At 57.8% G+C, this 18,345-nt stretch carries 20 protein-coding genes; 8 read left to right on the plus strand and 12 right to left on the minus strand.

Annotated elements, in window-relative coordinates:
• Positions 1-109: 109 nt before the first annotated feature.
• Complete coding sequence (gene ligB / locus BJP61_RS01540) at positions 110-1,810, plus strand: NAD-dependent DNA ligase LigB (RefSeq protein WP_171997706.1); 1,701 nt, start codon at positions 110-112, stop codon at positions 1,808-1,810.
• 61 nt (positions 1,811-1,871) lie between these two features.
• On the opposite strand, the gene BJP61_RS01545 is transcribed toward ligB, so the two are convergent.
• Complete coding sequence (locus BJP61_RS01545) at positions 1,872-2,489, minus strand: trimeric intracellular cation channel family protein (RefSeq protein ID WP_161580114.1); 618 nt, start codon at positions 2,487-2,489, stop codon at positions 1,872-1,874.
• Between the two features lie 207 nt (positions 2,490-2,696).
• Entirely contained in the window at positions 2,697-3,560 is an 864-nt protein-coding gene (locus BJP61_RS01550; protein WP_075192761.1) for a YicC/YloC family endoribonuclease, read from the minus strand.
• A 125-nt stretch (positions 3,561-3,685) separates the two neighbouring features.
• On the opposite strand from BJP61_RS01550, the gene rph reads away from it, so the two are divergent.
• A complete protein-coding gene (rph, locus tag BJP61_RS01555) occupies positions 3,686-4,402 on the plus strand; it encodes a ribonuclease PH (RefSeq protein ID WP_038866542.1) in 717 nt (238 codons plus the stop codon).
• A gap of 64 nt (positions 4,403-4,466) precedes the next feature.
• Positions 4,467-5,108 (plus strand): orotate phosphoribosyltransferase, encoded by a 642-nt coding sequence (pyrE, locus tag BJP61_RS01560; RefSeq protein ID WP_038866543.1) that lies wholly within the window; start codon positions 4,467-4,469, stop codon positions 5,106-5,108.
• Between the two features lie 51 nt (positions 5,109-5,159).
• On the opposite strand, the gene slmA is transcribed toward pyrE, so the two are convergent.
• From slmA to coaBC, 3 genes are all read right to left on the minus strand, one after another.
• Positions 5,160-5,756, minus strand: coding sequence for a nucleoid occlusion factor SlmA (slmA, locus tag BJP61_RS01565; RefSeq protein WP_038866546.1), 597 nt, complete (start codon positions 5,754-5,756; stop codon positions 5,160-5,162).
• Between the two features lie 126 nt (positions 5,757-5,882).
• Positions 5,883-6,341 carry a dUTP diphosphatase gene (gene dut, locus BJP61_RS01570; protein ID WP_038866548.1) on the minus strand — a complete coding sequence of 153 codons (459 nt, stop codon included), beginning with the start codon at positions 6,339-6,341 and terminating at the stop codon, positions 5,883-5,885.
• Positions 6,319-7,530 (minus strand): bifunctional phosphopantothenoylcysteine decarboxylase/phosphopantothenate--cysteine ligase CoaBC, encoded by a 1,212-nt coding sequence (gene coaBC, locus BJP61_RS01575; protein WP_038866550.1) that lies wholly within the window; start codon positions 7,528-7,530, stop codon positions 6,319-6,321. The genes dut and coaBC overlap by 23 nt, the downstream gene beginning before the upstream one ends.
• A 181-nt stretch (positions 7,531-7,711) precedes the next feature.
• Here coaBC and radC point away from each other — a divergent pair, with 181 nt between their 5' ends.
• The 4 genes from radC to mutM all read left to right on the plus strand — a co-directional run bounded on the left by radC (position 7,712) and on the right by mutM (position 9,922).
• A complete protein-coding gene (radC, locus tag BJP61_RS01580) occupies positions 7,712-8,365 on the plus strand; it encodes a DNA repair protein RadC (protein ID WP_038866551.1) in 654 nt (217 codons plus the stop codon).
• 214 nt (positions 8,366-8,579) lie between these two features.
• Complete coding sequence (rpmB, locus tag BJP61_RS01585; protein WP_004388471.1) at positions 8,580-8,816, plus strand: 50S ribosomal protein L28; 237 nt, start codon at positions 8,580-8,582, stop codon at positions 8,814-8,816.
• 20 nt (positions 8,817-8,836) lie between these two features.
• Positions 8,837-9,004 carry a 50S ribosomal protein L33 gene (gene rpmG, locus BJP61_RS01590; protein ID WP_003024094.1) on the plus strand — a complete coding sequence of 56 codons (168 nt, stop codon included), beginning with the start codon at positions 8,837-8,839 and terminating at the stop codon, positions 9,002-9,004.
• Between the two features lie 108 nt (positions 9,005-9,112).
• Positions 9,113-9,922 (plus strand): bifunctional DNA-formamidopyrimidine glycosylase/DNA-(apurinic or apyrimidinic site) lyase, encoded by an 810-nt coding sequence (gene mutM, locus BJP61_RS01595; protein WP_038866554.1) that lies wholly within the window; start codon positions 9,113-9,115, stop codon positions 9,920-9,922.
• On the opposite strand, the gene coaD is transcribed toward mutM, so the two are convergent.
• The 4 genes from coaD to BJP61_RS01615 all read right to left on the minus strand — a co-directional run bounded on the left by coaD (position 9,923) and on the right by BJP61_RS01615 (position 13,728).
• Positions 9,923-10,402, minus strand: coding sequence for a pantetheine-phosphate adenylyltransferase (coaD, locus tag BJP61_RS01600; RefSeq protein WP_038866555.1), 480 nt, complete (start codon positions 10,400-10,402; stop codon positions 9,923-9,925).
• A gap of 4 nt (positions 10,403-10,406) precedes the next feature.
• Complete coding sequence (locus BJP61_RS01605) at positions 10,407-11,174, minus strand: glycosyltransferase family 2 protein (RefSeq protein ID WP_075192759.1); 768 nt, start codon at positions 11,172-11,174, stop codon at positions 10,407-10,409.
• A complete protein-coding gene (gene waaA / locus BJP61_RS01610) occupies positions 11,174-12,448 on the minus strand; it encodes a lipid IV(A) 3-deoxy-D-manno-octulosonic acid transferase (protein ID WP_038866560.1) in 1,275 nt (424 codons plus the stop codon). The genes BJP61_RS01605 and waaA overlap by 1 nt, the downstream gene beginning before the upstream one ends.
• 296 nt (positions 12,449-12,744) lie before the next feature.
• Positions 12,745-13,728, minus strand: coding sequence for a glycosyltransferase (locus BJP61_RS01615; protein ID WP_161581958.1), 984 nt, complete (start codon positions 13,726-13,728; stop codon positions 12,745-12,747).
• A gap of 328 nt (positions 13,729-14,056) precedes the next feature.
• Between BJP61_RS01615 and BJP61_RS01620 the strand changes: the two genes are divergently transcribed.
• On the plus strand, positions 14,057-15,163 hold the full coding sequence (locus tag BJP61_RS01620) for a glycosyltransferase family 4 protein (RefSeq protein WP_038866565.1): 1,107 nt from the start codon (positions 14,057-14,059) through the stop codon (positions 15,161-15,163).
• Here BJP61_RS01620 and BJP61_RS01625 read toward each other — a convergent pair.
• The 3 genes from BJP61_RS01625 to rfaC are packed head-to-tail and all read right to left on the minus strand — an operon-like array spanning position 15,142 to position 18,345.
• Positions 15,142-16,251, minus strand: coding sequence for a glycosyltransferase family 4 protein (locus BJP61_RS01625; protein WP_171997708.1), 1,110 nt, complete (start codon positions 16,249-16,251; stop codon positions 15,142-15,144). The genes BJP61_RS01620 and BJP61_RS01625 overlap by 22 nt on opposite strands.
• A complete protein-coding gene (gene rfaQ, locus BJP61_RS01630; protein ID WP_038866570.1) occupies positions 16,248-17,351 on the minus strand; it encodes a putative lipopolysaccharide heptosyltransferase III in 1,104 nt (367 codons plus the stop codon). Before rfaQ ends, BJP61_RS01625 begins: the two co-directional genes overlap by 4 nt.
• The gene (rfaC, locus tag BJP61_RS01635; protein ID WP_161580108.1) at positions 17,344-18,345 is read right to left on the minus strand and encodes a lipopolysaccharide heptosyltransferase RfaC; all 1,002 of its coding nucleotides are present in this window, start codon (positions 18,343-18,345) and stop codon (positions 17,344-17,346) included. Before rfaC ends, rfaQ begins: the two co-directional genes overlap by 8 nt.

Below are 18,345 nucleotides of genomic sequence, written 5' to 3' on the forward strand. Positions count from 1 at the left end.
GCAACAGACGAAATACCCCGGAAAACCTCTCGTAAAACCCAACAGTCTGTGTCGCCTCAGGAAAGCGCCATGTATTACCGTCCCTTCAGGAAAGCGAAGGGGGTGAAATGTGCGCATCACGATTACTTTGTTCTGGATGAGCCTGACATGTGGTTGCGCCCACGCTGTCTGCCCTGACTGGACCATTGCGCAGGCGCAACAGGAGGTCAAGGCATTGCAAAGCCAGTTGGCGCGCTGGGAGGAGGCCTACTGGCTGCGGGGCGAAAATAAAGTCAGCGACGCGGTGTATGACGGTATGCGTCAGCGGCTAAAAGAGTGGCAGGGCTGTTTTTCGCTGGCTACGGTCAACGATGCCCCTGCGTCTGTGGCGGCGGGACGAACACCACATCCCGTGGCGCATACTGGTGTGCAAAAACTCAGAGATGCCGCGTCGCTTTCCCAATGGATGCAGGGAAAAACGGATCTTTGGGTACAACCGAAAGTGGACGGCGTGGCTGTTTCTCTGGTTTACCGCAATGGCCAGCTCCAGCAGGTAATTAGCCGTGGCAATGGGCTGCAAGGCGAAGACTGGACAGCGCGAGCGCGCCATATTCCTGCTATTCCTCAGCAGGTTGGTGGCGAGCTTGCCGACAGCGTATTGCAGGGTGAGCTCTTTTTGCGGCGTGAAGGGCATCGGCAGCAGTACGATGGTGGCGTTAATGCGCGCGCTCGCGTGGCAGGTGCGATGATGCGCAACGCGGCGTCTGCGGTTCTTGACGATCTGGATATCTTAATCTGGGCATGGCCGGATGGCCCGCAGGAGATGAAAGCGCGCCTTGCCATACTGGCGGAAGGTGGGTTTCCTTTGGCGAAAACCTGGAGCCAGCCGGTCAATACGGCGGCAGACGTTGCCCGCTGGCGTGAACGGTGGTTCAGTGAGGCGCTGCCGTTTGTCACCGATGGCGTAGTCATTCGTGCGTCCCACGAGCCGCCCGGAAAAAGCTGGCGCCCGGGGGAGGGTTTTTGGGTAGCGGCATGGAAATATCCGCCAGTGAAACAGATTACGGAAGTGAAGGCGTTACGTTTTGCCGTGGGTCGAACCGGCAAGATAAGTGTGGTAGCCCAGCTTGAGCCCGTTGCGCTGGATGACAAACAAGTCACGAAAGTGAGCATAGGGTCTCTGGCGCGCTGGGAGAGACTGGATCTTGCCGAAGGCGATCAGGTACAGGTGAGTCTGGCAGGGCAAGGGATCCCACGGCTTGATGCCGTCATCTGGCGGCCCGCGCAGCGTAATAAGCCTGAACTACCGGCGGCTCGCTTTGACGCGCTGAGCTGTTTATACGCGTCACAGATGTGTGAGGAACAGTTTATTGCCCGTCTTGTCTGGCTTAGTGGTGAATCCATACTGGGGATAGAAGGAGCAGGTGAGGCGACATGGCGTCAGCTGTGGCGCAGCCACCATTTCGCACACCTGTTTTCCTGGCTTGCTCTTAGTAACGATACGTTGAAACAGACGCCGGGCTTTAGCGCCCGTCGCGCAGCACAGCTCTGGCATCAGTTTAACCTTACGCGGCGACAACCGTTTCAGCGTTGGGTGAAAGCGCTGGGACTCCCCTTACCGGCACGTGCCTGGCTGGCTCTCACTGACGATAACTGGCATCAGCTTCAGACGCGCAATGAGCATAGCTGGCAACAGCTCCCAGGCGTTGGCGCAGAAAGGGCACGCCAGATTGTCAGTTATATCCACCATCCAGATATCACAGCACTGGCGCAGTGGCTGGCCCGGCAGAAAATCGCTGGGTTTGAACTGCCAGGCCCCGCCCGGGAATGATGATGCGGCTTGTCAGTTCAGGCTCATTTTACCGGCGAAAGAACCGTGACGGGCGTAATCGTCAGTGCGTTTCAGCACGGTAATGAAAAACCGGCAGGCCGAGACGAAAGCGCAGCGCCAGCAGACGCGCGGTAAAACCGAACAGCAGAGTTGCTATCACCACAACGTCGTGACTGGAGATATAGTGCTCCAGCGCGATATACAACACCGCAGAGGCAAAAGAAATACCGGCGTAGAGCTCTTTCTGAAATACGAGCGGAATGCGTTTGCAAAACATATCCCGCAATACGCCGCCAAAGACGCCTGTCACCACAGCGGCTATGGAAGCGATGATTGGGCCTTCACCCATATCCAGTGCGATTTGCGCGCCGATAATTGAAAAAACGACCAGCCCCAGCGCATCCAGAATCAGGAAAAGGCGTCGCAGATGAGGCATCAGAGGAGCAACGAAGGTCGTAACGACTGCCGCCGCGGCAACGATCACGACATATTCCGGGTGCTTTACCCAGCCGAGCGGGTAATGTCCCAGCAGAATGTCTCTGACAGAGCCGCCGCCAAGCGCGGTCGCGGTCGCGATAATAATGACGCCAAAGGTGTCCATCCGGCGACGCCCGGCCGCCAGTGCGCCGGTCATCGCTTCCGCGGTAATTCCAATCAGGTACAGCACATGTAATAACATCGTTTCCTCCGGTAGCAGCCCGGGAAGGGTAACGATTAGAGCACGGCGGAACGATTGATATTTTCTAAAGTAAGGAGTTTCGGATTAGTTTTTCTAAGGTGAAAGGGCAAGGAGGAATTCGTGTTTCGGTTGGGGCAAAGGTTTACGGCGTAGGGCATCCCGGAACTATAACTGGCGAAAAAAGGGCCCTGACAGGCCCTTTAAGAATTACTCAATGTTCTGGATCTGCTCGCGCATTTGCTCAATCAATACCTTGAGTTCAATGGCGGAGTTAGTTACTTCGGCATTAATAGATTTTGACGCCAGCGTGTTAGATTCGCGGTTAAACTCCTGCATCATGAAGTCCAGCCGGCGGCCTACCGCTTCTTTTTTCTTCAGGATGTTATAGGTTTCTTTAACATGCGCTTCCAGACGGTCGAGCTCTTCAGCGACATCAATGCGCTGCGCCATCATTACCAGCTCTTGTTCCAGGCGGTTATTTTCAAGCTGCACCTGCGCTTCTTCGAGTTTTGAAACCAGGCGCTCGCGCTGCCACTGGAGAATTTCCGGCATATGCGCGCGCACTTTGGCGACTTCTGCGCTTACGCCTTCCAGGCGCTGCTCAATAAGCGCTTTCAGCGCCTGGCCTTCGGTTTCACGCGCCACGATGAAATCGTCGAGCGCGCCGTCCAGCGCGGTGAGGATCTCAGCGGCGATGGTGTCCAGATCCTGCTCCTGGGCGGCCATCACGCCAGGCCAGCGCAAAATATCGACCGGGTTAATTTCGCCTTCGTCGCTTTGCAGTTTTACCCAGTTAGCGGCAGAAACCAGCTGTTTCGCCAGTTTTTCGTTAAGGATCAATTCACCCTGTGCGCTGGCGTCGGGTTCAAAGCGCAAGCTACACTCGATTTTGCCGCGTGTCAGACGGGTACGGATGCGTTCGCGCACCACGGGCTCCAGGCTGCGGAACTGCTCCGGCAGACGGAAATAAGTTTCCAGGTAGCGCTGGTTCACTGAACGCAACTCCCAGGTGGCGCTGCCCCAGTCGCCCTTAATTTCTCGCCGGGCGTAGGCGGTCATACTGCGGATCATAGAAGTACCCGTTTTCTGAAATGAATGAGGGGATTATAGCTACCACCGGTCACTCATGATAGGAATAAGCGCTTTCAGCCCGTATAATGCGCAGCCACATTCGTTAACAAGCCGGAGATAAGCCCATGCGTCCAGCAGGCCGTAGCGCATCTGAAGTGCGCCCAGTTACCCTGACCCGTCATTACACTAAACACGCAGAAGGCTCCGTGCTGGTTGAGTTTGGCGATACCAAAGTGCTCTGCACCGCATCCATTGAAGAAGGCGTGCCGCGCTTTTTGAAAGGTCAGGGCCAGGGCTGGATCACCGCCGAATATGGCATGTTACCGCGCTCCACCCATACCCGTAACGCCCGTGAAGCAGCAAAAGGCAAGCAGGGCGGCCGTACGCTTGAAATCCAGCGTCTGATTGCCCGCTCGCTGCGCGCGGCGGTAGATCTCAAGGCGCTCGGTGAATTCACCATCACCCTGGACTGTGACGTGATTCAGGCTGATGGCGGCACCCGCACCGCCTCTATTACCGGTGCCTGCGTTGCGTTGGCCGACGCGCTGAACGCGCTGGTGGCTGCCGGCAAGCTGAAAACCAATCCGATGAAAGGCATGGTGGCGGCAGTATCGGTAGGTATCGTCAAGGGCGAAGCGGTGTGCGATCTGGAATATGTCGAAGATTCTGCCGCAGAAACCGACATGAACGTCGTTATGACCGAAGACGGACGTATGATTGAAGTGCAGGGCACGGCGGAAGGCGAGCCCTTCTCCCATGAGGAGTTACTCACCTTGCTGGCGCTGGCCCGCGGGGGAATCGAATCGATCATCGCGTCGCAGAAGGCGGCGTTAGCAAACTGATTTTTAAGGCGACTGAAGAGTCGCCTTTTTTATGCCTGCAATATGCTATCTGAGGAGCAAAGCCATGAAACCGTATCAGCGCCAGTTTATTGAATTCGCCCTTAACAAACAGGTGCTTAAATTTGGTGAGTTCACGCTGAAATCCGGGCGTCAGAGCCCTTACTTCTTTAACGCCGGTTTGTTTAATACCGGGCGCGATCTGGCGCTGCTGGGCCGTTTTTATGCTGAGGCGCTGGTCGATTCCGGCATCGATTTCGATTTGCTGTTCGGCCCTGCGTATAAAGGCATCCCTATCGCTACCACCACGGCGGTCGCACTGGCCGAGCATCATGAGCGTGACGTGCCGTATTGCTTTAACCGCAAAGAAGCGAAAGATCACGGCGAGGGCGGCAGCCTGGTCGGTAGCCCGCTTCAGGGGCGCGTCATGCTGGTGGATGACGTGATAACCGCAGGCACTGCGATCCGTGAATCGATGGAGATAATCCAGGCGAATGGCGCGACGCTTGCGGGCGTCATGATTTCGCTGGACAGGCAGGAGCGCGGACGCGGCGAACTCTCCGCGATTCAGGAAGTGGAGCGGGATTACGGTTGCCAGGTCATTGCCATTATTACACTCAACGACCTCATTGATTATTTGTCAGAGAAACCGGAGATGGCAAACCATCTGGCGGCGGTAGAGGCGTATCGCCAGCAATACGGCGTCTGATAAAAAATAAAAGGCCGGATATCCGGCCTTTTTACATTTCCTGCTCTGCGTTTACTGCAGCTGCGCGGCCAGCAACGGCCAACGCGCTTCAAAGTCCGCCGTCGGGCTGTAGCGGAATTCGCTGCGTACAAAGCGCGACAGCATGCCTTCACAAAACGCCAGCAGCTGGCTTGCCAGCAGCGCTTCGTCAGTGACATACCCTTCGCCTTCACGCATTTTTTTCTCACGCAGCACCTGGCGCAACTGGGCTTCTATACGTTCAAAGAGCTGATTAATGCGCCCCTGCAAACGATCCTGTTCAAACATCAACGCATGTCCCGTCAGAATGCGGGTCAGCCCCGGGTTGCGCTCGCCGAACCCGAGAATGAGCTGCACAATCAGGCGCAGACGGTTAAGCGTCTCTTTTTCATCTTTCAGAATCAAATTAATGCGGGTGATCAGGCTGTCTTCGATAAATTCAATCAGGCTGTCGAACATGCGGGTTTTGCTGGGGAAGTGGCGATAAAGCGCCGCTTCGGAGACGCCAACGGAGGCCGCGAGTTTAGCGGTCGTAATACGTTGGCTACCATCGCTGGATTCAAGCATCTGCGCCAGAGACTGAAGTATTTCTTCGCGACGGTTCCTTTTCGCGGTTTGTTTTTCTGCCATGTTCTAAAATACCCCTGAAAAATAAACACTTGCCAGGCGAGCATCCACAAAGCGTCCGCAGGCCCTCGCCTGCGGCAATCTGTTCGCTTTATTTAACTTAAGGAATGCGCGTATACGCGGGCGGGTTTATTTACGCCCGGAATGACCGAAACCGCCTTCACCGCGATCGGTAGCGGTAAACTCTTCTACCAGATTAAATTCCGCCTGCACGACCGGTACAAAAACCATTTGCGCGATGCGCTCGCCAGGCTCAATGGTGAAGCTCTGCTGGCCACGGTTCCAGACGGAAACCATCAGCTGGCCCTGGTAATCGGAATCAATAAGCCCGACCAGATTGCCCAGCACGACGCCATGTTTATGCCCGAGGCCTGAGCGCGGCAGAATAACAGCGGCGAGCGTTGGATCGGCGATATGAATGGCGAGGCCAGTTGGCAGGAGCGTGGTCGCACCCGGCGCCAGTTCAACGGACTCGTCCAGGCAGGCGCGCAGATCGAGGCCTGCTGAGCCAGAGGTGGCGTACGTCGGCAGCGGGAATTGCTCGCCCACACGCGGGTCCAGAATCTTAACGTCGATTTTTTTCATCATAACGGGTAACAATCTCGTCCAGTAAACGTTGGCCAAGGAGCGCCTTCCGCTCAAGCGGTAAGACTTTATCTCCCTCCTGCCAGAAAAGATGCAAAGCGTTGGTATCGCTGTTAAATCCCTGACCCGCTTGCGACACATCGTTGGCGCAAATCAGATCAAGGTTTTTACGCAGGCGTTTTTGCCGCGCATATTCTTCCACATTATTTGTTTCGGCAGCAAACCCGACAACATAAGGACGATTTTCCACAAGCGCCGCGACGCCTGCGACAATATCAGGGTTTTTCACCATTTTTAGCGTGAGTTCGTCGCCCTGTTTTTTTATTTTTTCGCTGGAAATCGTTTCGGCGCGGTAATCCGCCACGGCCGCGCAGCCGATAAAAATATGCTGCTGCGCTGCACGTTGCTGAACGGCGGCTTCCATCTCCAGAGCGCTTTCCACATCAATGCGTTCGACACCCGCTGGCGTCGATAAGTTGACCGGCCCCGACACCAGCGTGACGCGCGCGCCGCGCGCGCTGGCTGCCGCCGCAATAGCGAAGCCCATTTTACCGGAGCTGTCGTTGGTGATGTAGCGCACCGGATCAAGCCGCTCACGAGTCGGACCCGCGGTAATCATGATGTTGAGATGTTGCAGATCGTTGACAGGGGCGAAGTGGTTAACGGCGAGGTCCACAATCTCCAGCGGATCGAGCATACGGCCTGGCCCGACATCACCGCAGGCCTGGCTGCCGCTGTCAGGGCCCCAGATATGCAGACCGCGCGAGGCAAGCAGCGCAATATTGTGCTGCGTCGCGACGTTACGGTACATCTGCTGATTCATTGCAGGAACGACGGCGACAGGCGAGGGCGTCGCGAGACAAATCGTCGTGACCAGATCATTCGCCATACCCGCCGCAACGCGCGCGATGAGATCCGCCGTCGCGGGTGCCAGGATGACTAAATCGGCCCATTTACCAAGCTCAATATGGCCCATAGCGGCCTCGGCGGCCGGGTCGAGCAGGCTGTCTGAAACAGGGTAGCCGGAAACGGCCTGCAGGCTCAGCGGCGTGATAAACGCTTTTGCCGCTTCGGTCATGGCGACGCGCACTTCTGCGCCCCGCTCACGCAAACGCCGCACCAGTTCCGGCGCTTTATACGCCGCAATACCGCCGCTGACGCCCAAAACGATTTTTTTACCGGCAAGCCCCATTGTCTTCTCTTCCTGTCGCTTTCTGGAAAGCGGGCATTTTATCACAATCCGAAAAACTGCGCGGCGGTATGAAATTTAAACTTTGCGAGACGTTACGCAGGGATCGATACGCGCTGTCGCCAGCGACTGACCGCCTGCGCATAATGGCAAACAAAACAGGGCAAGGAAGACGATAGCTGTCATGGACAACGGGCCGCGAGAAAAACTGATGCGATACGGCGCCGCCGATCTCAACGATGACGAACTGCTGGCAATTTTCCTGCGAACCGGGACGCCGGGTGCAGACGTGCTTACGCTGGCGAAGCGGCTGTTGCTGCATTTCGGATCGCTCTACAGCCTGCTTTCAGCAGACTGGCAGGCATTTCAGGGCTTCAGCGGCATTGGTACGGCGAAATATGTGCAACTTAAAGCCGTGGCCGAACTGGCGCGGCGTTATTACGGCTCACGGCCCTCGCAAGAAACGGCGCTATTGAGCCCGACTATCACGCGCGAGTTTCTGCAAAGCCAGCTTTCAGCGCTGGAACGCGAAGTGTTTCTGGTCGTCTTTCTGGATAATCAGAACCGTGTTATCAGGCAAAATACGCTGTTTACCGGCACGCTCAGCCATGTCGAAGTGCATCCGCGCGAAATCGTCCGCGAGGCGGTGCGGCTCAACGCTGCCGGAATTATTCTGGCGCATAACCATCCTTCCGGGCATGCCGAGCCCAGCCGGGCGGACAAACTGGTCACCGAGCGCATCGTGAAAAGTTGTCAGCTGGTGGATATTCGGGTGCTTGACCATCTGGTCATTGGGCGTGGAGAATACGTTTCTTTCGCCGAACGTGGGTGGATATAAGCCAGACGTGGCGATCCTTAGCGATCTTTATTTGTTCGGGACTTGAGCAGACGGTCCCGGCAGCGTATACTACGCCACCTTTGAGAATCTCGGGTTTGGCATGTGGGCCTGGCAATGCGAGTTCCATTGAACCGCCAGACTGGGCCATCAGGCCTGACGAGGCTGCCAATACCCTATACGAAGCTCGAGCTAATTTGATTTTTGGAGAATAGACATGTCCCGAGTCTGCCAAGTTACTGGCAAGCGTCCGGTGACCGGTAACAACCGTTCCCACGCACTGAACGCGACTAAACGCCGTTTTCTGCCGAACCTGCACTCTCACCGTTTCTGGGTTGAGAGCGAAAAGCGTTTCGTTACTCTGCGCGTATCTGCTAAAGGTATGCGTGTAATTGATAAAAAAGGCATCGATGTAGTTCTTTCTGAACTGCGTGCCCGTGGCGAAAAGTACTAAGTACTTAGAGGAAATAAATCATGGCTAAAGGTATTCGCGAGAAAATCAAGCTGGTTTCTTCTGCTGGTACTGGTCACTTCTATACCACCACGAAGAACAAACGTACTAAGCCGGAAAAACTGGAACTGAAGAAATTCGATCCGGTTGTCCGTCAGCACGTTCTCTACAAAGAAGCTAAAATCAAATAAGATTTTAGTCAGATTTGTACAAAAACCCCGCTTCGGCGGGGTTTTTTGTTTTCTGCGTTGTCCCCATATCTATCCTTACTGCTTCTGTTAACTCACGCGAGAAACGCTATGCCTGAATTACCTGAGGTGGAAACCAGCCGTCGCGGGATTGAGCCGCATCTGGTTGGCGAAACCATCCTGCACGCCGTTGTGCGCAATAGCCGGCTACGCTGGCCAGTTTCTGATGAAATCCATGCGTTAAGCGACAAACCCGTCCTCAGCGTGCAGCGTCGCGCTAAATATCTGCTGCTGGAGCTGCCGGACGGCTGGATAATTATTCATCTGGGCATGTCCGGTAGCCTGCGTATCCTGCCGGAGGAGCGCCCGGCCGAGAAACACGACCATGTCGATTTGGTGATGAGTAACGGCAAAGTGCTGCGCTATACCGATCCGCGCCGCTTCGGCGCCTGGCTATGGACGCGCGAGCTGGAAGGGCATAACGTCCTGGCGCATCTGGGGCCGGAGCCGCTCAGCGAGGCGTTTAACGGCGCGTATCTGCATCAAAAATGCACGAAAAAGAAAGTCGCTATTAAACCCTGGCTGATGGATAACAAGCTCGTGGTAGGCGTCGGTAATATCTACGCCAGCGAGTCGCTGTTTGCCGCCGGGATCCACCCCGATCGGCTGGCCTCGTCATTGTCAGAAAAAGAGTGTGAACTGCTGGCGCAGGCGATCAAAGCGGTACTGTTGCGATCGATTGAACAGGGCGGTACGACGCTGCGTGATTTTCTGCAAAGCGACGGCAAGCCGGGCTATTTTGCGCAGCAGCTGCAGGTCTACGGGCGTGAAGGCGAACCGTGTCGGGTCTGCGGCGCGCCGATTCTGGCAGGGAAACATGCCCAGCGCCGTACCTACTGGTGCCGACGCTGTCAGAAGTGATTAACGCAGCTTCTCCAGCAACGCCTGGTGAACATGCGCAGGCAGGAAGTGGGAGACATCGCCCTGATGGCGCGCCACTTCCTTCACCAGGCTTGATGAGATAAAGGACCACTCTTTCGAGGGCATCAGAAACACGCTCTCAAGCGAAGGCATCAGATGGCGATTCATATGCGCCAGCTGCATTTCATACTCGAAATCACCCGCGGTGCGCAGGCCGCGTACCAGAACATTCGCCTGCCGGGTCTGCGCAAAGTTCGCCATCAGATCGCTAAAGCCGGTCACGCTGACGTTCGGCAGATGCGCCGCCGCCTGCTGCGCCAGCGCCACGCGCTCATCCAGCGAAAACATGGTCTTTTTATGCGGGCTGGCGGCCACCGCCAGAATCAGCTCATCAAACATGCTGGCCGCACGAGTAATAATATCGAGATGACCGTTAGTGATCGGGTCGAACGTACCTGGGTAAATCGCGCGAGTGGTCATAGCGTTACTTTTCCGTATAGCCGCGGTTCAGCGCCCACAGCTCGGTATATTTGTTGAAGGTGTACTGGGCGTTCACCACGGCCAGCAGCCAGCCCTGACGGCCATCCAGCACGCCTGCGCGCAGCAGAAGTGTCTTGCAGAATGCGGCCAGCGTATGTCCGAAAATCCCCGCTACCGACACCTTTTTGCCCCTCAGATGACGTTCCTGAGCCCAGGCGGTGGCGTAGCCTAACTGCTTGCGCTGAAAACCCGCGAAATCCCGGCAGGTCAGGTGCAGCAGATCGCCCTGCAGGGCGACCACGCGCGCATCCGGCGCGTCGAGCGATTCGTGCACCAGATTATCATTATAGCGATAGCGCTCGCGGGCATAGAGGCGGGTGACGCGGTCCGGATACCAGCCGCTGTGGCGCATAAAGCGGCCCAGAAACAGATTGCGGCGGGCGATGCTGTAAACCGTCTGCGGATCGGGATTTTCCAGCACCTGACGAATCGCCTGGGCCAGTTCTGGCGTCACGCGCTCGTCGGTATCGATCATCAGAATGTAATCACCGCTGGCGTGCTGCTGAGCCCGCTGACGCTGAATGCCGTAGCCCTGCCAGTCGGTTTCGACGAACACGTTCGCGCCGGCTGCCGTCGCGACAGCGACAGTCTCGTCGCTGCTGCCGGAATCCAGCACCACGATTTCATCAGCAAAGGCCACGGAGGCGAGACAATCCGGCAGCAGCAGCGCCGCGTTTTTGGCGATCATCACCACCGAGAGACGCGCGCGCATCAGTGGCTCCGCTGCGGAAGGTACGGCTGCAGCAGCTGCAACAGACGCTGTAGCGCGCCCTGGTTCTGGTGCAGCACTTCGACCGCATGACGGCCATACCACAGACGATAGTCCTCGTCAGTCAGCAGCGTGGAGATCTCTTTTACCAGCGAATCGGCGCCGGTCACCGTGATAAGTCCGTCGGCTTCCTGCAATTTGGCGCAGATATCTTTGAAATTAAATGTATGCGGGCCCATTAGCACGGGAATGGCGTGGGCGGCGGGCTCCAGTGGATTATGGCCGCCGCGCTCGACAAGGCTGCCGCCGACAAACGCGAGATCGGCGATGCCGTACAGCAGCATCAGTTCGCCCATCGTATCGCCAATCACCACCTGGGTACTGCCAGAGGGGATTTCGCCGGTACTGCGCAGCGTAAAACTAAAGCCCGCTTTTTGCACCATATCGCGGGCGTCTTTAAAGCGCTCCGGGTGGCGCGGCACCAGAATCAGCAGCAGATCGGGAAAGGTTGCCAGTAGCTGGCGATGCGCCTGCAGAATAATCGCCTCTTCACCGTCGTGCGTGCTGGTGGCTATCCAGACCTGGCGACGCGGCGCCCACTGACGGCGCAGCGTTACCGCGCGAGCCGCCAGTTCCGGCGTCACGGAGATATCAAACTTCAGGCTGCCGGTCACGGCCAGCTGGTTACGCTTGAGGCCAAGCGCGGTAAAGCGGCTGGCGTCTTCATCATTTTGCGCGGCGATCAGCGTGATTTTCGACAGCAGACGGCGCATAAATCCACCGAGTTTTTGATAGCCCTTCGCGGAACGTTCGGAAAGCCGCGCGTTAGCGATAACCAGCGGGATTTTGCGCTGATGCAGCGCGGAAATCATGTTCGGCCACAGTTCGGTTTCCATCACGATAACCAGCTTCGGGCGCACGGTTTCCAAAAAACGATGCATCGCGCAGGGCAAATCGTAAGGCAGATAGACGTGATGTACATCTTTGCCGAACGCCGACTGTACGCGCTCAGAGCCCGTCGGCGTCATGGTGGTGACGGTGATCGGCAGAGAAGGGTAGCGGTGGCGCAATGCGCGCACCAGCGGGATCGCGGCCAGGGTTTCGCCCACCGATACGGAGTGCAGCAGAATACCGTCCGGCAACACTTTTCCCTGACAAAAGCCGTAGCGTTCCCCCCATCGTTTGCGATAGGCAGGGGCTTTACGGCTGCGGAGCAGAAGCCGCACCCAGACAAAAGGCTGTATCAGGTAGAGCAGAGCGGTATACAACGATTCCAAGCTAATATCCGTTATTTTCTTTATCGGCGGGCAAATTCTAAGCATTTAGCCCGGTTAAAGCTATTGTTTTGGCGCCAGCCGACGCGTTTTGCCTGCCGGAAGTATACAGATAAGCGGGAAGAGGAAGAAGCGGGCGGCGGCAACCGCCTGCCGTGTCAGGCTGTAACGCAGAAGAAATCAGGGAACGGCTTTTTTTACTCCATCCAGATGGCAGGCAATACGTTCCGAAAAGCCCCCGAAACTGTCTCTGGTGATAAAGGCGCAGGCCATATTATGCCGCCTGCGCCCGCCGGTTTTTAGCCTGCCATTTTTTTCAGGCGGAAATAGCGACGACCCAGACGCCAGCGCTGCTTAAAGCCGCGCGCGTTCTTCCAGATCATCTCCCAGATGCCCCGCTCGAAAAGCTCACGCGTGATTTCACGCTTCTTCTGCGGATTTTCAATATTATTAATGCTGTGCAGGATCCCGAGCCCTTCTTTGGCGATTTGCCAGTGGCATGCCGGTACGCGTTTCACCTGTTCCGGGTAACGTTCATTAATCGCGTTCAGCATCTCCAGAATCTTCATATAGTGGCGAGCCGATCGCATCCGCGTGTCGTCCGTACCTGGCGTATGCGACACCGAGGCTGAGTGGATCAGGTAGTCATACAATGTTTCGTCGATGTACTGTACCCGCTGCGCTGTCAGCAACACTTCGGTAGTCCAGGGAATATCCTGATGGCGCAGGCCATGTTCGAAGCTAAAACCGTGGCGTTTAATAAAGTCGTGGCGATAGATATTAAGCCAGGTGACATGCAGGAATTTGCGCGAACTGAGTGCCATCTGCAGCCAGGTTGGGCCGTCCAGGACACCGGTTGAAGAGAGGCGATCTGACGGAAAAATTTTCTTCGCCGGGCGGCCGTCGTCATAGATATAGGTGCCGTTGCAGGTTGCGACATCAAGGTCATTCTGCGTGGCGATATCCAGCAGACGCGGGTAAAGCGTCGGGTAGATAACGTCGTCGATATCCGGAAACGCCAGATATTTCCCCTGCGCCAGCGCAAGGCCGGTATTGCGGGCCGCGGAAACGCCCTGGTTTTCCTGTTTCACATACTGAAAACGGGGAAACTGCGCGCGATAGCTTTCGGTGATTTCTGCGGAGCGGTCGGTCGACCCGTCGTCCACGACGATAAGCTCAACGCTTTCCAGTTGCTGGTTTTTGATGCTGTCAAAAAAGGCGCTCAGGAATTTCTCGCCGTTATAAACCGCGACAATAATACTCAGAAGAGGGGTATCAGACATGCTTTCTCCGTTGGATACCGGGTCGTACAGGCAAACCGCATCGCCTGACGTTATGGCTTATTGACCGCTTACAGGGGCGGTGGTTCGCCAGCGTGTTGCTCCAGTTGCCGCTTATTATCTATGAAGTGGTAAAGAAAGCCACAGGCACGCGTCCGTTTGCGGGTGCATTACCTTTGCGTGTTGTGTAAGGTGCCTGCCAGTGATGGCGAAACCATGATGTGCAAGCGGGTTGCCCGCGCTTCTTTGGCGAAAGAAAAACTGCGAAGCTTTCATAAAGCCAAAGGTATACTTGTCAGCGCCGGACAGGCCGGTCAATAACAGGAAGATTATGCACATCGTTCATACCGAAGCGGACGGCGGGAAAGGTGGTCAGCCGCTGCGTATTATCAACGAATCTCTTGGCATGCAGTCACGCGGACACCAGGTCACGATTGTGTGTCCTGCAGAAGTGCCGCTCAGCACGCTGGCGCGGGACGCGGGCCTGACGGTTGTCAATCTGCCCATTAAGCGTAAAAAAATCGCTAACCTGCTGCGTCTGCGCGCCTGGCTAAAACACGAGGCGGGACATATTGATGTCATCAATAGTCACAACTCCGTAGACACCTGGCTTGCGGCGCTGGCCTGCGCGACACTGCGTCACGCACCGCCGCTGGTGCGCACACGCCACGCCTCGGGCAAACCGCGTAATAACCGCGGCACCCGCTGGCTCTTCGGCACCGCCTGCGCGCATGTGGTCACGACTGGCGAGGCATTGCGTCATCAGCTTGAGGATATCGGCGTTCCGCTTTCACACAGCACCTCGGTTCCCAGTGGGGTTGATACGGCACGCTTTAAGCCCGGCGATAAAAACGCGGCACGCCGGCATTGCGGGCTGAGAGAAGAGGATTTCTGGCTGGGCGTGGTCTCGCATCTGCGGCCTAACAAGGGCCACAGCGTGTTATTGCAGGCGCTGGCGCAAATCGATAACCCGCGTATCCGACTGGCGATTGTCGGCGAAGGGCCGCATCGCGCCGCGCTGGAGCAGGAGATTGTCGCGCTGGGGTTGCAGGAGCGCGTGCTAATGGCAGGGCATCGCGCCGATCCCGAAGCCTGGTTCCCGGCGTTTGATATCGCGCTGAGCCCGTCGCACGATATGGAAGGCGTACCGCAAGGAGTATTGCAGTCGCTCGCCTCGCGCGTGGCGACGATCGCTACCGACGCGGGTGGCACCGCGGATGCAGTCATTGATAACCAGACGGGTGTGCTGGTGGGCCAGCGGGATGCGCAGGCGTTAAAAGCCGCGATTATGCGGCTATATGACGACGCTGCGTTGCGCGAGCGGCTGGCGCAGCAGGGTTACGATTACCTGCGCAGCCATTTCACGCGCGACTGCATGCTGGATGCGATGGAACAGGTCTTCCGGAACGCCAGCCGTCAGGCCAGCAATTCCCGGTAAAGCGCGTTGAGTTCCTGGGCCATTCGCTCCAGCGTCCAGGGCTCCGCGGTACGTCGCGCCGCAGCGGCGTAATCTTTCCCTGCCGCGCGGCCCGCGAGCCACTCCCCGACCGCCAGGCTGTAGCCGGACGCGTCCAGCGCGTCACGCACCCAGCCGTTTTCGCCTTCCTGCACCCACTCTGCCGCGCCACAGCCGTGGCTGGTTAACAGCGGCAGGCCGCAGGCGAGCGCTTCGATGCAGACATTGGGGAACGGATCGTAGAGCGTCGGCAGGATCAGCGCGTCGGCGCTACCGTACACCGTTTTGATGTCCGATACGGGGCCGAGGAATTTCACGCGAGCCGCTACGCCGAGCTTGCGCGCCAGCGCCTCGAAGCGTCGCGCGTGCTTGTCACGTCCGGCGACTAACAGCCAGACAGACGGATGGTTGACAATCGCCTTCAGCGCAACGGCGACGCCCTTACGGGCGAAACCGGAACCGACGTAGGCCAGCACCGGCGCATCGTCAGGAATGTTGAGCTCGCTTCGTAGCGAGTGCTCACGTACTGATGGATGGAATACCGACGTATCGACGCCGTTATAAATGACCGTGAGCTGGTGGTCCGCAAGGCCGAAGCGGCGGGCAATATCGTCACGCACCATCTTCGAATTACAGATCACTTTACGAAGCTGAGGATGCATAAACATCTCGCGCTCCGCCTGAAGAATGTAGCGATGGTACGCGCTGAACGCCTGCGCCCAGCGCGCCAGCGGCGACTGGATGCGCTGGTACTGCTCCAGCCAGGCGGCATGGACGCCGTCACCCGCGCGGAAAATCGTCGCGCCGGGAATGCGCTCATGGCTCTGCACAATATCGAATGCCGGGAACTGCGCGGCGGCAGCGGCGGCGAAGCCCGCCTCGCGCGCCTTGCGGTTGCGAAACGGCGGATCGACCGTCAGCGTCTGCCAGCCCGCGCCGCTTTCCCACTGGCGGGCAATCAGCGTGACATCCAGCTCGCCGCTTTGCGAAAGCACATTCAGCGCGCGCGACACAAAACGCTCTGCGCCGCCGTTGGGGTTCCAGGTCTGCCTGACAATCGCCAGCTTCATGCAGGCGTTTCCAGCAGCAGGGTATCAATGGCGCTCAGCACCTGTTGAGGCGCAATCGCGGTGATGCAGTCGGAGACACCGCTGTCGCCACAGCCCGCTTTGCCGCAGGGCTGGCAGGTGAAGCCTGCGGTAATCACCCGATGCGAGACGCCCCACGGCGCCCATTTAATCGCGCCGGTCGGCCCGAAAATGGCGACGGTCGGCGTGCCGACGGCGCTCGCCAGATGCATAGGCATGGAGTCCACGCCGAAATAAACCCGCGCGTGCTTCATCAACGCGCCAAGCTGTTTGAGATTCAGCTGGCCGCTCAGGTCGAATACCGGCTGCGTCAGGGCGGCGCGTAGTTTATCCATATACTCGGTTTCTTCGCGTGAAGGGGCGGCTGAGAGGATCACCGGCAGCCCGCGGCTTGCCAGCGCATCGACGGTCGCCGCCAGCGCAGGGATATCCCAGGATTTAAACATCCAGCGCGAGGTCGGATGCACAAGAATGTACTCGCCGCTCTTGAGGCCGAACGCCGCCAGTTTTTCCTGGATAAAGGCTTCCGCCTCATCCCCCGGCACGAACAGCGTACGCTTATCGTCGCGGGTGGCCGGATGAATGCCGATACGGCGCAGCGCGTCGAGGTTAACCTCCACCATATGGCGCGTATTGTCCTGAATCGCCGGATAAAGCGTGGTAAAGGATTTCACCCAGCGGCGGCGCGCAAAGCCGCTGCGCTTGTCAGGGCGAAAGCCGACAGAGACGCGCGGCTTCAGCAGGCGTGCCAGACGAGCGCCGTGCCAGTGTTCGGTCAGGTTGATCAGCACATCGTACTGGCGCGCCTTCAGCGTTTTCACCAGCCCACGATAGAGCCGGAGCTGCTTTAGCAGCCCTTGTTTGCGCCAGTTACGCCCGATGGTGTGTACCTGATCGATGTGCGGATGGCTGGTGAGCATCGCCTGGGTGTCGTCATAGACCAGCGCGTCCACTTCGGCCTGCGGATACGCTTGCTTAAGCACCGTAAAGCAGGGAGACGTCAGCAGCACGTCGCCGTGGTGGCGCAGCTTAATAATCAGAACCCGCTTCGGCGGTTGTTCGGGCGAGAAAAAGTCAGGCATGGGCACTCTCTGAAACGGAAGTTTCCCCGTTAAGCCAGGGACGCAGTTGTTCGAAAACGGTTGTTGCGGGCAGGGCGGCGAGATCCTGAGAATGGGGCGGGCGGCAAACAAACTGGTTCTGCCCATATCCGCCAATAAGCCCCGGATCGGTCGGACCATAGAGCGTGAAATTCGGGCGATCGAGCGCCGCCGTCAGATGGCTCAGACCGGTATCCACCGATACCACAAACCGTGCGCCCGCCAGCTGGTGGGCGACCTGTTCAAGCGTCAGGCGCGGGAGCACCTGAACATACCCGAAACCTTCAGCAAGTCTTTTCGCTCGCGCTTCTTCGTGCGGCGCCCCCCAGGGCAGCCGGATTTGCAGGCCGGTCGTGCCCATCAGCGCGATAAGCTCGCGCCAGTGCGCTTCCGGCCAGTGCTTTTCATCACGCGTCGTGGCATGCAGGAACACAACATAGTCCCCGGCGGCGTCAGCAGGCTCACGCAAAAAATGCGGCGCGATGGCGTAATCGCCCTGCGCGGCGGGCTTCGCGTAACCGAGGCTTTTGGCGAAGAGTTCACGGGTGCGCTCCACGGCGTGTTGCGCTTTGGCGATATGGTGGCGGCGGTTGTAGAACAGGCTGGCGAGCGGTTCGCGCGCCGTCTGCCAGTCCATGCCATGCTTCAGACCGCGCGCCAGACGCGTCACCAGGGCTGCGCTTTTCACCAGCCCCTGCGCGTCGATGACGGCGTCATATTTTTCCGCCCGCAGGGCGTCGCGAAAGGCGTGACGCTCGGACTTCACCGGCGCGGAAAACCACGCCTTGCGCCAGCGGCGGATGGCCACCGGGAGCACGCGATCGACCGCCGGATGCCACGAAGGGATCTGCGCGAACCCTTCTTCCACCACCCAGTCGAAGCGAATATCCGGCATCGCCTGCATCGCGTCGGTTAACGCGGGTAGCGTGTGGAGTACATCGCCCATCGAGGAGGTTTTCACAACAAGCACCCGCAT

The organism is Cronobacter sp. JZ38 (genome assembly GCF_008932145.1).
Lineage (GTDB): Bacteria > Pseudomonadota > Gammaproteobacteria > Enterobacterales > Enterobacteriaceae > Cronobacter > Cronobacter muytjensii.

What these genes read in the sequence shown, in the direction of transcription:
- BJP61_RS01545 (WP_161580114.1), bottom strand. Translation starts at nt 2,489, where the DNA reads ATGTTATTACATGTGCTGTACCTGATTGGAATTACCGCGGAAGCGATG.
- BJP61_RS01550 (WP_075192761.1), bottom strand. Translation starts at nt 3,560, where the DNA reads ATGATCCGCAGTATGACCGCCTACGCCCGGCGAGAAATTAAGGGCGAC.
- rph (WP_038866542.1), top strand. Translation starts at nt 3,686, where the DNA reads ATGCGTCCAGCAGGCCGTAGCGCATCTGAAGTGCGCCCAGTTACCCTG.
- pyrE (WP_038866543.1), top strand. Translation starts at nt 4,467, where the DNA reads ATGAAACCGTATCAGCGCCAGTTTATTGAATTCGCCCTTAACAAACAG.
- slmA (WP_038866546.1), bottom strand. Translation starts at nt 5,756, where the DNA reads ATGGCAGAAAAACAAACCGCGAAAAGGAACCGTCGCGAAGAAATACTT.
- dut (WP_038866548.1), bottom strand. Translation starts at nt 6,341, where the DNA reads ATGATGAAAAAAATCGACGTTAAGATTCTGGACCCGCGTGTGGGCGAG.
- coaBC (WP_038866550.1), bottom strand. Translation starts at nt 7,530, where the DNA reads ATGGGGCTTGCCGGTAAAAAAATCGTTTTGGGCGTCAGCGGCGGTATT.
- radC (WP_038866551.1), top strand. Translation starts at nt 7,712, where the DNA reads ATGGACAACGGGCCGCGAGAAAAACTGATGCGATACGGCGCCGCCGAT.
- rpmB (WP_004388471.1), top strand. Translation starts at nt 8,580, where the DNA reads ATGTCCCGAGTCTGCCAAGTTACTGGCAAGCGTCCGGTGACCGGTAAC.
- rpmG (WP_003024094.1), top strand. Translation starts at nt 8,837, where the DNA reads ATGGCTAAAGGTATTCGCGAGAAAATCAAGCTGGTTTCTTCTGCTGGT.
- mutM (WP_038866554.1), top strand. Translation starts at nt 9,113, where the DNA reads ATGCCTGAATTACCTGAGGTGGAAACCAGCCGTCGCGGGATTGAGCCG.
- coaD (WP_038866555.1), bottom strand. Translation starts at nt 10,402, where the DNA reads ATGACCACTCGCGCGATTTACCCAGGTACGTTCGACCCGATCACTAAC.
- BJP61_RS01605 (WP_075192759.1), bottom strand. Translation starts at nt 11,174, where the DNA reads ATGCGCGCGCGTCTCTCGGTGGTGATGATCGCCAAAAACGCGGCGCTG.
- BJP61_RS01615 (WP_161581958.1), bottom strand. Translation starts at nt 13,728, where the DNA reads ATGTCTGATACCCCTCTTCTGAGTATTATTGTCGCGGTTTATAACGGC.
- BJP61_RS01620 (WP_038866565.1), top strand. Translation starts at nt 14,057, where the DNA reads ATGCACATCGTTCATACCGAAGCGGACGGCGGGAAAGGTGGTCAGCCG.
- BJP61_RS01625 (WP_171997708.1), bottom strand. Translation starts at nt 16,251, where the DNA reads ATGAAGCTGGCGATTGTCAGGCAGACCTGGAACCCCAACGGCGGCGCA.
- rfaQ (WP_038866570.1), bottom strand. Translation starts at nt 17,351, where the DNA reads ATGCCTGACTTTTTCTCGCCCGAACAACCGCCGAAGCGGGTTCTGATT.
- rfaC (WP_161580108.1), bottom strand. Translation starts at nt 18,345, where the DNA reads ATGCGGGTGCTTGTTGTGAAAACCTCCTCGATGGGCGATGTACTCCAC.